This is a genomic window from Variovorax sp. Root473, assembly GCF_001426505.1.
Lineage (GTDB): Bacteria > Pseudomonadota > Gammaproteobacteria > Burkholderiales > Burkholderiaceae_C > Variovorax.
Genome location: NZ_LMEV01000017.1, coordinates 506,973 through 519,959 on the forward strand (window position 1 = coordinate 506,973; position 12,987 = coordinate 519,959).

17 protein-coding genes are annotated in these 12,987 nt (G+C 69.1%); 9 read left to right on the forward strand and 8 right to left on the reverse strand.

Features of this window, described 5'->3' with window-relative positions; translation table 11 throughout:
* Positions 1-18 precede the first annotated feature (18 nt).
* A complete protein-coding gene (gene egtD, locus ASD34_RS15695) occupies positions 19-1,020 on the forward strand; it encodes an L-histidine N(alpha)-methyltransferase (protein ID WP_056582400.1) in 1,002 nt (333 codons plus the stop codon).
* Positions 1,021-1,027: 7 nt separating this feature from the next.
* Here the strand turns inward: egtD and ASD34_RS15700 are convergent, their stop codons facing one another.
* Positions 1,028-2,491, reverse strand: a complete 1,464-nt coding sequence (locus ASD34_RS15700) for an NAD-dependent succinate-semialdehyde dehydrogenase (RefSeq protein ID WP_056579291.1) — start codon at positions 2,489-2,491, stop codon at positions 1,028-1,030.
* Positions 2,492-2,769: 278 nt separating this feature from the next.
* Between ASD34_RS15700 and ASD34_RS15705 the strand changes: the two genes are divergently transcribed.
* From ASD34_RS15705 to ASD34_RS15715, 3 genes are all read left to right on the forward strand, one after another.
* Positions 2,770-3,054 (forward strand): DUF427 domain-containing protein, encoded by a 285-nt coding sequence (locus tag ASD34_RS15705; protein WP_056579293.1) that lies wholly within the window; start codon positions 2,770-2,772, stop codon positions 3,052-3,054.
* Positions 3,051-3,800, forward strand: coding sequence for a 2OG-Fe dioxygenase family protein (locus ASD34_RS15710; RefSeq protein WP_056579294.1), 750 nt, complete (start codon positions 3,051-3,053; stop codon positions 3,798-3,800). The genes ASD34_RS15705 and ASD34_RS15710 overlap by 4 nt, the downstream gene beginning before the upstream one ends.
* A 134-nt stretch (positions 3,801-3,934) precedes the next feature.
* Positions 3,935-4,375 carry a universal stress protein gene (locus ASD34_RS15715; protein WP_056579296.1) on the forward strand — a complete coding sequence of 147 codons (441 nt, stop codon included), beginning with the start codon at positions 3,935-3,937 and terminating at the stop codon, positions 4,373-4,375.
* On the opposite strand, the gene ASD34_RS15720 is transcribed toward ASD34_RS15715, so the two are convergent.
* Positions 4,362-5,027 (reverse strand): RluA family pseudouridine synthase, encoded by a 666-nt coding sequence (locus ASD34_RS15720; RefSeq protein ID WP_056579298.1) that lies wholly within the window; start codon positions 5,025-5,027, stop codon positions 4,362-4,364. The genes ASD34_RS15715 and ASD34_RS15720 overlap by 14 nt on opposite strands.
* Before the next feature lie 125 nt (positions 5,028-5,152).
* Here ASD34_RS15720 and ASD34_RS15725 point away from each other — a divergent pair, with 125 nt between their 5' ends.
* Positions 5,153-6,349 (forward strand): MFS transporter, encoded by a 1,197-nt coding sequence (locus ASD34_RS15725; RefSeq protein WP_056579300.1) that lies wholly within the window; start codon positions 5,153-5,155, stop codon positions 6,347-6,349.
* 3 nt (positions 6,350-6,352) lie between these two features.
* On the opposite strand, the gene ASD34_RS15730 is transcribed toward ASD34_RS15725, so the two are convergent.
* From ASD34_RS15730 to ASD34_RS27910, 3 genes are read right to left on the reverse strand one after another with little or no spacing between them, the layout of a single operon-like run.
* The gene (locus tag ASD34_RS15730) at positions 6,353-6,637 is read right to left on the reverse strand and encodes a 2Fe-2S iron-sulfur cluster-binding protein (protein ID WP_056579302.1); all 285 of its coding nucleotides are present in this window, start codon (positions 6,635-6,637) and stop codon (positions 6,353-6,355) included.
* Positions 6,634-6,927, reverse strand: coding sequence for a VF530 family DNA-binding protein (locus ASD34_RS15735; protein ID WP_056579304.1), 294 nt, complete (start codon positions 6,925-6,927; stop codon positions 6,634-6,636). The genes ASD34_RS15730 and ASD34_RS15735 overlap by 4 nt, the downstream gene beginning before the upstream one ends.
* Entirely contained in the window at positions 6,924-7,070 is a 147-nt protein-coding gene (locus ASD34_RS27910) for a hypothetical protein (protein WP_167395057.1), read from the reverse strand. Before ASD34_RS27910 ends, ASD34_RS15735 begins: the two co-directional genes overlap by 4 nt.
* 87 nt (positions 7,071-7,157) lie before the next feature.
* Here ASD34_RS27910 and ASD34_RS15740 point away from each other — a divergent pair, with 87 nt between their 5' ends.
* Together ASD34_RS15740 and ASD34_RS15745 are read left to right on the forward strand one after the other, a co-directional pair.
* Positions 7,158-7,676 carry a GNAT family N-acetyltransferase gene (locus ASD34_RS15740; protein WP_056579306.1) on the forward strand — a complete coding sequence of 173 codons (519 nt, stop codon included), beginning with the start codon at positions 7,158-7,160 and terminating at the stop codon, positions 7,674-7,676.
* A gap of 89 nt (positions 7,677-7,765) precedes the next feature.
* Positions 7,766-8,680: a DUF808 domain-containing protein gene (locus ASD34_RS15745; protein ID WP_056579308.1), complete on the forward strand. Its 915-nt coding sequence runs from the start codon at positions 7,766-7,768 to the stop codon at positions 8,678-8,680.
* Positions 8,681-8,716: 36 nt separating this feature from the next.
* Here ASD34_RS15745 and ASD34_RS15750 read toward each other — a convergent pair whose 3' ends face one another.
* Positions 8,717-8,932, reverse strand: coding sequence for a hypothetical protein (locus ASD34_RS15750; RefSeq protein WP_056579309.1), 216 nt, complete (start codon positions 8,930-8,932; stop codon positions 8,717-8,719).
* Positions 8,933-9,067: 135 nt separating this feature from the next.
* On the opposite strand from ASD34_RS15750, the gene ASD34_RS15755 reads away from it, so the two are divergent.
* On the forward strand, positions 9,068-9,502 hold the full coding sequence (locus ASD34_RS15755; RefSeq protein WP_235510089.1) for a hypothetical protein: 435 nt from the start codon (positions 9,068-9,070) through the stop codon (positions 9,500-9,502).
* 78 nt (positions 9,503-9,580) lie between these two features.
* Positions 9,581-10,378 carry an enoyl-CoA hydratase/isomerase family protein gene (locus tag ASD34_RS15760; protein ID WP_056579311.1) on the forward strand — a complete coding sequence of 266 codons (798 nt, stop codon included), beginning with the start codon at positions 9,581-9,583 and terminating at the stop codon, positions 10,376-10,378.
* Positions 10,379-10,394: 16 nt separating this feature from the next.
* Here the strand turns inward: ASD34_RS15760 and ASD34_RS15765 are convergent, their stop codons facing one another.
* Positions 10,395-11,498, reverse strand: coding sequence for a M14 family metallopeptidase (locus ASD34_RS15765; protein ID WP_056579312.1), 1,104 nt, complete (start codon positions 11,496-11,498; stop codon positions 10,395-10,397).
* Positions 11,499-11,544: 46 nt separating this feature from the next.
* On the reverse strand, positions 11,545-12,885 hold the full coding sequence (locus tag ASD34_RS15770; protein ID WP_056579314.1) for an MFS transporter: 1,341 nt from the start codon (positions 12,883-12,885) through the stop codon (positions 11,545-11,547).
* Positions 12,886-12,987: the final 102 nt, after the last annotated feature.

Below are 12,987 nucleotides of genomic sequence, written 5' to 3' on the forward strand. Positions count from 1 at the left end.
TCGATGGAGCCGAGCACCATGCGCAATCCCACGACCTCTTCGTTTGCCCTCGCCAACCACCTGCAACGGGAGGATGAAGCAAGCACGCCCGACGCCGCGCCGTGGTCCGAGTTCGGCCGCGCCATGCAGGCCGGCCTGGCGCGCACGCCGCGCCACATCTCGCCCAAGTTCTTCTATGACGTGGCTGGCTCGCAGCTGTTCGACCGCATCTGCGAGCTGCCCGAGTACTACCCCACGCGCACCGAGCTGGGCATCCTGGGCGCCTGCGCCGGCGAGATCGCCGCGCAGATCGGGCCGAACGCCGAGATCGTCGAGTTCGGCGCCGGCTCGCTCACCAAGGTGCGGCTGCTGCTCGATGCGCTCGAGTCACCGAAGCGCTATCTGCCGATCGACATTTCCGGCGAGCACCTCGAAGCCGCGGCAGCGCGCCTGAAGGCCGACTACCCGGCGCTCGCGGTGCAGCCCATCGCGGCCGACTACACGATGCCGCTCGTGCTGCCCGCGCCCCTGGCCGGGGCGGGCCGGCGTGTGGGCTTCTTCCCGGGCTCGACCATCGGCAACTTCGAGCCCGACGAGGCGCTGGCGTTCCTGCAGCTCGCGGCGCGCATGCTGCGCGGCGGCGGCCTGCTCATCGGTGTCGACCTCGTGAAAGACGCCGACCGGTTGCACGCGGCCTACAACGATGCGCAGGGCGTGACGGCGGCGTTCAACCTCAACCTGCTGCGGCGCGCGAACGCCGAGTTGTCGGCTGATTTCGACCTCGACGGTTTCTCGCACGCTGCCTTCTACAACGCGCCGATGCGCCGTATCGAGATGCACCTCGTGAGCCGGCGCGCGCAGAGCGTGCAGATGCGCGGCGAGCAGTTCTCGTTCGAGGAAGGCGAGACCATCCACACCGAGTACTCGCACAAGTTCACGGTCGAAGGTCTGCAGAGTCTCGCGGTGCGCGCGGGCTTCCGCGTCGGGGCGGTATGGACCGACCCCGAGCGGCTGTTCAGCGTGCACTGGCTGGTGAGCTGACCAACGCTCAGGTGTCCAACCCCGCGAGGCATACGTACTTCACTTCGAGGAAGTCGTCGAGCCCGTACTTCGAGCCCTCGCGCCCCAACCCCGATTGCTTGACGCCGCCAAAGGGCGCTTCCGCGGTTGACACCAGCCCGGTGTTCACGCCCACGATGCCCGATTCGAGCGCTTCGGCCACGCGCATGATGCGGCCGATGTCGCGGCTGTAGAAGTACGCGGCCAGGCCGAATTCGGTGTCGTTGGCCGCGGCGACGGCCTCGGCCTCGGTGTCGAACGCGAAGATCGGCGCCAGCGGGCCGAAGGTTTCCTCGCGCGCGAACAGCATGTCGGGCGTGGCGCCGGCGATCACGGTCGGCTCGTAGAACAGGCCGCCCAGCGCATGGCGCTTGCCGCCCGCGAGCACGGTGCCGCCCTTGGCGACGGCGTCGGCCACGTGTTCCTCGATCTTCTCGACCGCCTTGGCGTCGATCAGCGGGCCCTGGTTGACGCCAGCCTCGGTGCCGTTGCCGACCTTCAGCGCGTTGACCTTGGCCACGAGCTTCTGCGTGAAGGCTTCGAGCACGCCGCGCTGCACGTAGAGGCGGTTGGCGCACACGCAGGTCTGGCCGGTGTTGCGGTACTTGGAGACCATCGCGCCTTCGACAGCGGCATCCACATCGGCATCGTCGAACACGATGAAGGGCGCGTTGCCGCCGAGTTCGAGCGACAGCTTCTTGATGGTGTCGGCCGACTGCTTCATGAGCGTGCGGCCCACCTCGGTCGAGCCGGTGAAGGTGAGCTTGCGCACGATGGGGCTGCGCGTCATCTCGCCGCCGATCTGGCTGGCCGAGCCGGTGAGCACCGACAGCAGCCCCTTCGGTACGCCCGCGCGTTCGGCGAGCACGGCAAAGGCCAGCGCCGAGAACGGCGTCTGCGTGGCCGGCTTCACGACCATCGCGCAACCGGCCGCGAGTGCGGGCCCGGCCTTGCGCGTGAGCATGGCGGTGGGGAAGTTCCAGGGCGTGATGGCCGCGGTAACGCCCACGGGCTGCTTCAGCGCGAGGATGCGGCGATCGGCCTGCGGCGCGGGAATGGTGTCGCCGTACACGCGGCGCGCTTCTTCGGCGAACCACTCGATGAACGAGGCGGCGTAGGCGATCTCGCCGCGGCTCTCGGCCAGGGGCTTGCCCTGCTCGGTGGTCATGATCAATGCGAGGTCGTCCACGTTCGCGAGCATCAGGTCGTTGAGCTTGCGCAGGATGGCCGAGCGTTCCTTGGCGGGCACCTTGGCCCAGGCTTTCTGGGCCTTTTCGGCGGCGGCGATGGCGCGCACGGTTTCCTCGGTGCCGCACATCGGCACGGTGCCGATGTGCTCGCCGGTGGCGGGGTTGGTGACGGCGACGGTGGTGCCGTTGTCGGCATTCACCCAGGCGCCGGCGATGCAGGCCTGCTGGCGCAGCAGGGTCGGGTCTTGGAGTTTCAGTGGCATGGGTGGTGTCTCAGGCTGGCAGGGCGCACAGGCCTTGAGAAGGAGAGTCGGAGGGAAGAGGAAGCGGACCACATCGACGTGCCTGCCGCAAGTCGGCAAGGGCAAAACCGCGTCGTGCGCTCGGGTTTGCACGCCCGGTGCCGGCACGGAAACCCTGCCGGCATCGGGCCGGGATGACCCGGCGCAAGGAAAACGTGCCGCGCCAGCGTCACAATAGCCGTTGTCCCGAGCGCGCAACGCGGCATCGGCACTTTGCACCTCCCCCGGAGATCGATCCCATGAAAGCAACCTGGAACGGCGTCACCATCGCCGAAAGCGACGACACCGTGCTCGTCGAAGGCAATCACTACTTCCCGATGAGTTCGCTCAATCGCGACGTCGTCACCTTCAGCAACCACAAGACCACCTGCCCGTGGAAGGGCTCGGCGAACTACTACTCGCTGCTGGTCAACGGCGAACTGCATGCCGACGCCGCCTGGTACTACCCCGATCCGAAGCCCGAAGCCGAAGAAATCCGTGACCGCGTCGCGTTCTGGAAGGACGTGAAGGTCAGCGCCCAGTGAGCACCGCCGCCTTCGCTCCCCCGTTCACGCCGCCAGCCGAACTGGCAGGCGCGTTGCGCGAGCACGGCTACGCGGTGCTGAGTCCGCAGGGCGTGTGCGAATGGCTCGGCGTGCCGCTGGCGCAGCTCGAGGCGCTGCACGCCGACTGGAACGACCTGCCGCCCGACGAGTACCTGAAGGACGGTGGCCGCTACCGCACGCGGCGCCACGCCTGCTTCACGGTCGATGCCGACGCCACGCTGGCGCAGGTGCCGCACCGCGCGCACTGGCAGCCGGTCGAATACAACGCGCTGCACGGCGGCATGCAGCGCTGGTTTGCGCCGATGCTCGACGCCACGGTGGCGCAGCCCGCGTGGCAGCGGCTGATGCAGCAACTCGGCCAGGTCAGCAGCGACATGCGCGGCGCACCGCAGCGCTGGTTCGTGGAAGCGCACCAGTTCCGCATCGACACCGCCGGCGGCATCGGCCGCCCGACGCCCGAAGGCGCGCACCGCGACGGCGTCGACCTGGTGGCGGTGGTGCTGATCGGACGCCAGGGCATCAAGGGCGGCGAGACGCGCGTGTTCGAGGCCAACGGCCGGCGCGGCGAGCGCTTCACCATGACCGAACCGTGGACGCTGCTGTTGCTCGACGATGCACGCGTGATCCACGAATCGACGCCGATCCAGCCGCTGGAAGAGGGGGGCGACGGGTGGCGCGACACGCTCGTGGTCACCTGCCGGTCTGAGGGTTTCCAGGGGGATTGAGACGCCTGCGGACTTCGCTGGTCGGAGTCCTACAGGGCGGGTTCTGCATAGCGGTTAAATTCGGGGCCCGACCGACCCGGTGCGAACCCGGTCCGTCAGTCTGTCTGTCTGCGAACGCTAAGCGAGGTCCCGCCATGTTCAATCACATCCTGGTCCCCATCGACGGCTCCGAAACTTCCATGCTCGCGGTCAGCAAGGCCAGCGGTCTTGCCCTGGCATTCGGCAGCCGCATCACGCTGATCCACGTGATCGACAACTACCCCTTCATCGGCGTGGGCGCAGACTATGCGCTTGGCCAGAACGAATACCTCGCGGCGGCCACCGCCAGCGCCAATGCGGCGCTCGCACGCGGCGTGGCCGCCCTGGCGGCCGAAGGCCTGCACAGCGACCAGCGCGTGATCGACGGCCATGTGGTGCACGAAGGCATCGTGGACACCGCCATCGCCATCGCGGCCGACCTGATCGTGATGGGTTCGCACGGCCGCAGCGGCATCGAGAAACTGCTGCTGGGCAGCGTGACGCAGCGCGTGCTGCAGGACGCCACCATGCCGGTGCTCGTCGTCAAGGGCCGCTGAGAAACTCCGCAGCAAACCCCGCCGCACGTTCGAAGTGCAACGCCTCCCGCGTCGCGGGATGCACGAACCCCAACTCCCTGGCATGCAGCAGCAGGCGCGGCGCGCGTGCCTGCAGTGCCGCGTCGCCGTACAGCGCGTCGCCCAGGATCGGATGCCCGATCGACAGCAGGTGAACCCGCAACTGGTGTGAGCGGCCGGTGAGCGGCTCCAGCAGCACGTGCGTCGCAGCGGGTCCGCTGGCCAATGCGCGCCAGCGCGTGAGGCTGGGCTTGCCCGCGGGGTCGATCTTCTGCAGTGGCCGGCGCGGCCAGTCGGCCATCAGCGGGGCGTCGATGACCGACCAGTCTTCGCGCTGCGGCATCACGCCATCGACCACGGCTTCGTAGCGCTTGTGTACCTCGCGGTCGGCAAAGGCCGCGCTCAGCGCGCGCTGCATCTTCAAGCCGCGCGCCATCACCACGAGGCCGCTGGTGCCCATGTCGAGCCGGTGCACGATGAGCGCGTCGGGCCACTGGCGCTGCGCGCGCGCGCTCAGGCAGTCCTGCTTGTCCTCGCCGCGGCCGGGCACGCACAGCAGGCCGGCGGGCTTGTCGAGCACCAGCAGGTGGGCGTCTTCGTGAACGGGGAGCAGGTCGGGCGGTGAAACGGTCATGGGGACAGCGAGTGTAGAGAGGCTCAGAAAGCCGGAAGAAGGCTGGGCTATCCTCGACCGATATGCCCGGTGCCGCTTCTTCCTCGCCTCCTTCTTTCTCCGACCTGAGGCGCGAGCGCCCCTTCATGCAGCTGTGGGTGGCGCGCCTGTTCGGCACCGCGGCCTCGCAGATGATGCTCGTGGCCATCGGCTGGCACATGTACGAGCTCACCGGCAGCGCGTGGGACCTGGGCCTGGTCGGGCTGTACCAGTTCGTGCCCGCGCTGCTGCTGGCGCTGCTGGCCGGCCACGTGGTGGACCGCCACCACCGCGCCCGCATCGTGGCCGTGTGCTTCGCGGTGCAGGGCACGGTGGCGCTGGCGCTGCTGTTCGCGGTGCTGCACAAGAACGACACGCGCGCGCTGCTGCTCGGCCTGTCGCTGGTGCTCGGCGCGGTGCGCGCCTTCCAGATGCCGGCCCAGCAGGCGCTCACGCCGCTGCTGGTGCCGCCGCTGCTGCTGTCGCGCGCGATGGCGTTCAGCTCGGCCGGCATGCAGGGCGCGATCATCGGGGGGCCCGCGCTCGGCGGACTGCTGTTCGTGGCGGGCATGGCGGTGGTTTACGGTGCGAGCGTGCTGTGCTTCGTGATCGCCTGCGTGCTGGTGCTGCGGTTGCGCTACGACCACGCACCGGCCGTGCGCGAGCCGGTCACCCTGGCCACGGTGTTCGCGGGCGTCAATTTCATCTGGCTGCGCAAGCCGGTGCTCGGCGCGGTGTCGCTCGACCTGTTCGCGGTGCTGCTGGGCGGCGCGGTGGCGCTGCTGCCGATCTATGCCAAGGACATCCTGCACACCGGCCCCTGGGGCCTGGGCCTGTTGCGCAGCGCACCGGCGGTGGGTGCGCTGGTGATGTCGATTGCGCTCACACGCCGGCCGGTCGAGCGCAAGGTCGGGCGCACGCTGCTGCTGGCGGTGGGCGCGTTCGGGCTGTGCATGGTGGTGTTCGGGCTGTCGAGGAGCTTTCTCGTCTCGCTCATCGCGCTCGCGGTGTCGGGAGGCGCCGACATGGTCAACGTCGTGATCCGCCAGACGCTGGTGCAGCTGGAAACGCCCGACGCCATGCGCGGGCGCGTGAGCGCGGTCAACTCGATCTTCATCGGGGCGAGCAACCAGCTCGGCGAGTTCGAATCGGGCGCCACGGCGGCGCTGCTGGGGCCGGTCGGCTCGGTGGTGCTCGGTGGCGTGGGGACGATGGTGGTGGCGCTGGCGTGGTTCCGACTGTTCCCGTCGCTGGCGCAGCGCGACCGGATGGTGGTGGCGGCGCCGGCTTCGGCGCGGTCCTGATCGTCAGTCGAAGAGGGCGCGCGCCTGCGGCGTGTCGAGCGTGAGGTCGCTCGTCGCCTCGGCCACGCACGGAAGAATCCAGCAGTCGATCTTTTCGTCGAAGCTCAGGCCCGGCCATTCGATGAGGTGGCGGCTCTCGCCTGAAAGCCGCTGGCAGATGCAGGTGCGGCAGGTGCCGTTGCGGCACGAACTGGGCAGTTCGATGCCCGCCGCCTCCGCCGCATGCAGCAGCGTGACGCCCGCCTCGGCCTCGAATTCAAGGCCCGACGGTTCGAGGCGGACCTTCATCGCACGGGAGGTTCTTGAGGGGATTGCTGCTGCTGTTCGCGGCGTTGCTCGCGCAGCATGAAGAGGTACAGGCTTTCGACCTTGTCGCGTGCCCAGGGCGTCTTGCGCAGGAACTTGAGGCTGGAACCCACGCTGGGCTCGCTGATGAAGCAGCGGATCGGCACCAGGTGCCCCAGCTGCTCCCAGCCGTAGTAGTCGGCCAGCGCGGTCACGATGGCCTCCAGCGTGAGGCCGTGCAGCGGGTTGCGCGGCTGCGCCGGCTGGGGGGCGGGCGCGGGGACGTCGGTCACTTGTTCTTGAGCTTGCCGCGCGGAATCACCGCCGTGGTGACGGTGCGCACGGGCTCGATGCCGCCGGTGGGGGCCTTCGGCGGCGAAGTGTCCTTCTTCGGTTTCTTTGCTTCCTTGTTGGTGCGTTGCTGACCCTTGGCCATGTACTTTCTCCAGTTGATGCGTGCGGATGCAGCAGGCAGTTTAGCGGTGCGGCGACAATAGCCGGTTCCACACGTTTTTCCGCTTTCATGTCCGATTACGAAGTTCGCCCCGCCACGATGCGCGACGCCAAGGCCGTCGCCGAAGTCCATGCCCTGTCCGCCAAGGCTGCCTACGAAGGCATCCTGTCCGAGGACGACCTGCGCGTGCTGGCCCCCGCCTCGCGCGAGGCCAAGTGGCGCGAGGCCATCGAATTCAGCGAACCGCAGGTCCATGTGGTGACGCACGGCGGCGAGATCGTCGGCTTCGTGGGCTTCGACCGCTCGCGCGACCCCAAGACGCCGCCCACCACGGGCGAGATCTGGGCCATCTACGTCAAGCCCGAGCACTGGGGCAAGGGCGCCGGCGTGGCCCTGTGGGACGCCGCCCGCGAAGGCCTGGCCGAAGAAGGCTGCACCACCGTCACCATCTGGGTGCCGCTGCGCAACGACCGCGCCATGCGCTTCCACGAACTCGCCGGCTTCAAGCGCGAGATGAAGACCGCCAAGACCACCGCGCTGGGCACCGTGCGCGTCGAAGAAATCCGCCTGAAGCGGGCCGTGGACTGATCCACCCCCGGATGCCGCGTACGGTCTTCCCCGGCGCGGCCACCGGCTGCGGATAAGCTCGCCGCTTCTTCCACAGCCTGACTTTCGCCATGGCCACCAGCCTGCTCCTGCTGCTCGACGACATCGCCACCGTGCTCGATGACGTCTCCGTCCTCACCAAGGTTGCCGCAAAGAAGACCGCTGGAGTGCTTGGCGACGACCTCGCGCTGAACGCGCAGCAGGTCACCGGCGTGCGCACCGAGCGCGAGCTGCCGGTGGTGTGGGCGGTGTGCAAGGGCTCCCTCGTCAACAAGGCGATCCTGGTGCCGGCCGCATTGGCCATCGGCACCTGGCTGCCCTGGCTGGTGACGCCGCTGCTCATGGTGGGCGGCGCGTTCCTGTGCTTCGAGGGCTTCGAGAAGCTGGCCCACAAGTTCCTGCACAAGAAGGAGCACGAGGCCGACACGGCGCGCCACCAGCAGGCCGTGGCCGACACCACGGTCGACGTGGTCGCGGTCGAGAAGGACAAGATCAAGGGCGCCGTGCGCACCGACTTCATCCTCTCGGCCGAAATCATCGCCATCACGCTGGGCACCGTGCAGGGCCAGCCTTTCATGACACAGCTCACCGTGCTGGTCGGCATCGCGCTGATCATGACGATCGGCGTCTACGGCCTCGTGGCCGGCATCGTGAAGCTCGATGACGCGGGCCTGTATCTGAGCCAGCGCACCAGCGCGGCGGCGCGCGGCCTGGGGCGCGGCATCCTGGCGGCGGCGCCGTGGCTCATGAAGGGCCTGTCGGTGGCCGGCACGGCCGCCATGTTCCTCGTGGGCGGCGGCATCCTGGTGCACGGCGTACCGGCGTTCGGCCATGCGGTCGAAGACTGGGCCAAGGCCACGGGCGGCGTGGTCGGCACGCTGGGCTCGATGGGCGTCAACGCGGCCGTCGGCATCGTGGCCGGCGCCATCGTGCTGGCCGTGGTGGAACTCGTCGCAAAGCTGCGCGGCAAGAAAGCGGCGCACTAAGAAGGTGTGAACGCCTTCTGACCTTGCGGGCGGGCCTCAGCGGTCCGGCTTGCCGCGCTGGAACAGGCCGACGCCGACCAGCGCCACCCCCAGCGCGAGTGCGAACCAGCCGACGAGGTACGCGCCGGCCACCATGTCGAACCAGCGCGAGCCCTGCAGGAAGCGCGGCCCCAGCAGCACGGCGGCGCCGATCAGGAGGCAGAGGATGCCGCGCTCGATGGTGCGCAGCTGTCGTTGGGGGCGTCGGGCCATGGGGGTCTTTGCAAGGAAAACGGAAGCGGCCATTGTCCCGCGCCGCGCGGGCAAGCCGCAGCCGGCCTCAAAACGTCGCGTGCGCGCATCGGTTGGCACGCAAAAATGCGTCCAAACGTTGCAAAATCGCAGGCCATGCCACACCGCCTCCTGCCCACTGGTCCCGTCTTCCTCTCCCCGTTTCGACGCGCCTGCGCGGGCGCCTGGCTGGCCCTGGGGGCTGCCACGGCCCTTGCGCAACCGCAGCCCGATCCTGCCGGCTTTCCGCTGGACGCGGTCGGCTACCTCAACGAGGAACTGCCGCGCATGGACGCGGCCGTCGCCACGAAGGACCGCAGCTTCTTCTTCGGCGCGATGACGCGCACGGTGCAGTTCTCCGAGCGCTGGGGTTTCAAGGCCAAGGCCAACCCCGACCTGGCCGCCTACCCGATGTGCACCGCGGCCGTCATGGACTACGCGGTGGTCGGCATGTGCAAGCTCACTCCCGCCGCCGACGCCTGCGAGCCGGGCTTGGCGCCGCGTTTCGACGCGAACCTGAAGCGGTGCCGCGAGCTGGCCGCGCAAAAATAGGCCTCCGGCCTTTCGTCCTTCCTCTCATCGAACGAAGTCCCCGCGCCATGGCCGTGCGTGCGGGGCGGAGACACACGCATGGACTACACCCGCTACCAGACCCTCGCCCTCACGCGCCGCGGCGCGAACGGCGCGGTGCTCGACATCCAGATGCGCGCCGCCAACGGCAAGCTGCCCACGGCCGGGCATGACGGCCACCGCGAGCTGGCCGAGATCTGGCGCGACATCGCGGCCGACGACACGGTGCGCTGCGCCGTGCTGCGCGGCGAGGGCATGGGCTTTTCGGGCGGCGGCGACCTGGGCATGGTGCAGGACATGACCACCGACGACGCCGTGCGCCAGCGCGTCTGGAAGGAGGCGCGCGACCTGGTCTACAACCTCATCAACTGCGACAAGCCCATCGTGAGCGCCATGCACGGCCCGGCCGTGGGTGCGGGGCTGGTGGCGGGCCTGCTGGCCGACATTTCCATCGCGAGCAAGAACGCGAAGATCGTCGACGGCCACACGCGCCTGGGCGTGGCGGCGGGCGACCATGCGGCCATCGTGTGGCCGCTGTTGTGCGGCATGGCCAAGGCCAAGTACCACCTGCTGCTGTGCGAGCCGGTGAGCGGCGAGGAGGCCGAGCGCATCGGCCTGGTGTCGCTGGCCGTGGACGAGGCCGACCTGCTGCCGCGCGCCTACGAGATCGCCGACCGCCTCGCGGCCTGCAGCCAGAGCGCGATCCGCTACACCAAGTACGCGCTGAACAACTGGCTGCGCCAGGCCGGGCCGACCTTCGACGCCTCGCTGGCGCTGGAGTTCATGGGCTTCGCGGGCGCCGACGTGCGCGAAGGCGTGGCCTCGCTGCGCGAGAAGCGCGCGCCGAACTTCGGCTGAGCCGAAGCCCGCCGTCTCAGGCCTTGCTCAGCCCCTGCAACGTCTGAAGGAGCACGACGCGCGTCTGCCCCAGCACCATGCCTTTCCACTCGTCGTTGTCGCAGTAGAACGCGTCGCGCAGGCGGCGACGGATCTCGCGTTTCTGCGCTTCGGGCGCCTCGGGATGACGGCGCAGCCAGGTGTCGGCGCGCAGGCGCTCGAGCACTTCCAGGTCGGGCAGCGTGCCGAACTCCAGGCCCATGGGCGCGACGCGCGCGTTCGGGCATTCGTCGTACGCGGTCGAGATCACGGGGCCCGACACGTCGGCCGAGGCCGAGTCGCCCGCGAAGGGCGCGAACACGTCGGCGCCCCACCAGGCATGGGCCAGCGCGAGGTCTTCGGGCGTGTTGCGGCCCGGGTAGATCTTTTCGCCGTGGCCGTAGGGGCCCAGGCCCGTGTGCACGTCGATCCAGCCCAGGTGCGTGGCCGAGGCTGCATAGCCGCGCAAGATGGCGCGGATGGTGCGGTTGCTCCACGACGGCGCCGTGCCGCCGTAGAACAGGCCGTCGGGCGAGGTGTACTGCCCGCGCGTGACGGCCGCGCGGAAGGCGGTCATGCCGTGCGTGGCGATGTAGGCGGCCACCGCCGCGTCGTCGGCAGGCGTCGGCGGCCAGCTGGCGGGCAGCACCAGCGGCTCCACGTCGGCGTACTCGGCGTTCACTGGCAGCGGTGCGCTGAAGTCGATGTGGTTGCGGTTCAGGTCGATGTTGTCTTCGTTGGTGCGGTGCAGGTGCGAGAAGCCGTGCGGGTTCACCGCATGCACCAGCAGCAGCGCGACGCCCGCGCGTTCGAGGCGCGCGAGCAGGTCGGCGTCGTTCAGCGTGGCGACCTGCGTGCCCGAGCCGCAGAAGCCCTCGGGGCCGTGTGTGCCCGAGGTGACGAGCAGCACCTTCCTGGCATCGGCCGCGCCGATCAGCGCGACGTCGGTGGCGAGTTCTTCGCCGAGCGCGCCGCGGTGCGTCGGGTGCACGAACGACTCGATGGTGGCGCCGCGCGCCGCGGCGGCTTCGAGGAACTTGGCGCGGGCTTCGACGTACGTGCCCGAGAAATGGCGCGTGGCGGCGGTGGCAGGCTGGGACATGGCGGGAAGATTCCTGTGCATGAAGGCGGGAAGGAGGAAGACGGTATCAGGCCGGCGCGTGCGCGTTGGCCGCGTCAATGTCGCGGCCGGTGTGGTCGCGCAACCAAAGCAGGCCGAGCAGCGACACCAGCGTCATCGCCACCAGGTACCAGGCCGGCGCGAGCTTGCTGCCGGTGGCGTTGACCAGCCAGGTGCTGATGAAGGGCGCGAAGCCGCCGAAGAGCGCCACGCCGACGCTGTAGACCAGCGACATGCCACTCGCGCGCACGCGCTTGGGAAACATCTCCGGCAGCATCGTGATGCCCGGCACCGTCTGCACCACCAGGCCGATGCTCAGCACGCCGAGCACGGTGAACAGCACCCCGGGCGTCGGCGAGGCGTTGAGCCACAGGAAGCCTGGGTAGATCAGGATCGCCATCACGATGCGGCTCCACAGGATGAGCGTCTTGCGGCCCACGATGTCCGACCACTTGCCCACGAGCGGCGCGAGCGCGAACGACAGCAGGCCCGTGAGCGCCGCGCCGAACAGCGCCACCGAGGGCGTCAGGCCGAGTTCGCGCACCGCGTAGGTCGGCATATAGAAGGTGACCACGTACGCCGCCGTGGTGCCGCCCACCAGCGCGAGGATGGCGGCCAGCACCGTCCTGCCGTGCTGTGTGCAGACGATCTTCAGGCTGCTTTCGCGCGGCGCCTTCGCGTCTTCGGGCGCGATGTGCAGCGACTCTTCCAGGTGGCGGCGGATGTACATGCCCACCGGCGCGATCAGCATGCCGAGCACGAAGGGCACGCGCCAGCCCCAGCTTTGCATCGCCTCGGGCGTGAGCGAGAAGGTGAGCGCGCCCACCACCACGGCGCCGAGCATCACGCCCAGGCCCTGGCTCGCGAACTGCCAGCTCGCCATGTAGCCGCGGTTGGCCGGCGTGGCGTGCTCTACCAGCAGCGTGGTCGAGGCGCCCACCTCGCCGCCGGCAGAGAAGCCCTGGATCAGGCGCGCCAGCACGATCACGACCGGCGCTGCGACGCCGATGCTCGCGTAGGTCGGCGTGAAGGCGATCAGCGCGCAGCCCAGCGCCATCAGGAAGATCGTGAGCGTCATGGCCTTCTTGCGGCCCGCGCGGTCGGCGTACGCGCCGATCACGATGCCGCCGAGCGGCCGCATGATGAAGCCCACGCCGAAGCTCGCCACCGTCAGCAGCAGCTGGCCGTAGGAACTGAAGGTCGGGAAGAACAGCTTGCCGATCACCAGCGCGAGAAAGCCGTAGACCGTGAAATCGAAGAACTCCAGGCCGTTGCCGATGGTCGTGGCCACGATGGTCTGGCGCCGGCGTGCGGGCGATGAAGGCGCCAAGGCCGATGGGGCCGAGGGCTGGGAAGCGCGGGTGTTCATGTGTCTCCTGGGTGTGGCTCGATAGCGCAGGCCGTCGGGCCTGGACCGCGGCGGATGCTAGAGACTCGGTGCTGTCATGAAAAGACAATAATTGGGCGTTAA

Excerpts from the sequence above, each read along its gene's own strand:
- egtD (WP_056582400.1), top strand. The coding sequence starts at position 19 with ATGCGCAATCCCACGACCTCTTCGTTTGCCCTCGCCAACCACCTGCAA.
- ASD34_RS15700 (WP_056579291.1), bottom strand. The coding sequence starts at position 2,491 with ATGCCACTGAAACTCCAAGACCCGACCCTGCTGCGCCAGCAGGCCTGC.
- ASD34_RS15705 (WP_056579293.1), top strand. The coding sequence starts at position 2,770 with ATGAAAGCAACCTGGAACGGCGTCACCATCGCCGAAAGCGACGACACC.
- ASD34_RS15715 (WP_056579296.1), top strand. The coding sequence starts at position 3,935 with ATGTTCAATCACATCCTGGTCCCCATCGACGGCTCCGAAACTTCCATG.
- ASD34_RS15720 (WP_056579298.1), bottom strand. The coding sequence starts at position 5,027 with ATGACCGTTTCACCGCCCGACCTGCTCCCCGTTCACGAAGACGCCCAC.
- ASD34_RS15725 (WP_056579300.1), top strand. The coding sequence starts at position 5,153 with ATGCAGCTGTGGGTGGCGCGCCTGTTCGGCACCGCGGCCTCGCAGATG.
- ASD34_RS15730 (WP_056579302.1), bottom strand. The coding sequence starts at position 6,637 with ATGAAGGTCCGCCTCGAACCGTCGGGCCTTGAATTCGAGGCCGAGGCG.
- ASD34_RS27910 (WP_167395057.1), bottom strand. The coding sequence starts at position 7,070 with ATGGCCAAGGGTCAGCAACGCACCAACAAGGAAGCAAAGAAACCGAAG.
- ASD34_RS15740 (WP_056579306.1), top strand. The coding sequence starts at position 7,158 with ATGTCCGATTACGAAGTTCGCCCCGCCACGATGCGCGACGCCAAGGCC.
- ASD34_RS15745 (WP_056579308.1), top strand. The coding sequence starts at position 7,766 with ATGGCCACCAGCCTGCTCCTGCTGCTCGACGACATCGCCACCGTGCTC.
- ASD34_RS15750 (WP_056579309.1), bottom strand. The coding sequence starts at position 8,932 with ATGGCCCGACGCCCCCAACGACAGCTGCGCACCATCGAGCGCGGCATC.
- ASD34_RS15755 (WP_235510089.1), top strand. The coding sequence starts at position 9,068 with ATGCCACACCGCCTCCTGCCCACTGGTCCCGTCTTCCTCTCCCCGTTT.
- ASD34_RS15760 (WP_056579311.1), top strand. The coding sequence starts at position 9,581 with ATGGACTACACCCGCTACCAGACCCTCGCCCTCACGCGCCGCGGCGCG.
- ASD34_RS15765 (WP_056579312.1), bottom strand. The coding sequence starts at position 11,498 with ATGTCCCAGCCTGCCACCGCCGCCACGCGCCATTTCTCGGGCACGTAC.
- ASD34_RS15770 (WP_056579314.1), bottom strand. The coding sequence starts at position 12,885 with ATGAACACCCGCGCTTCCCAGCCCTCGGCCCCATCGGCCTTGGCGCCT.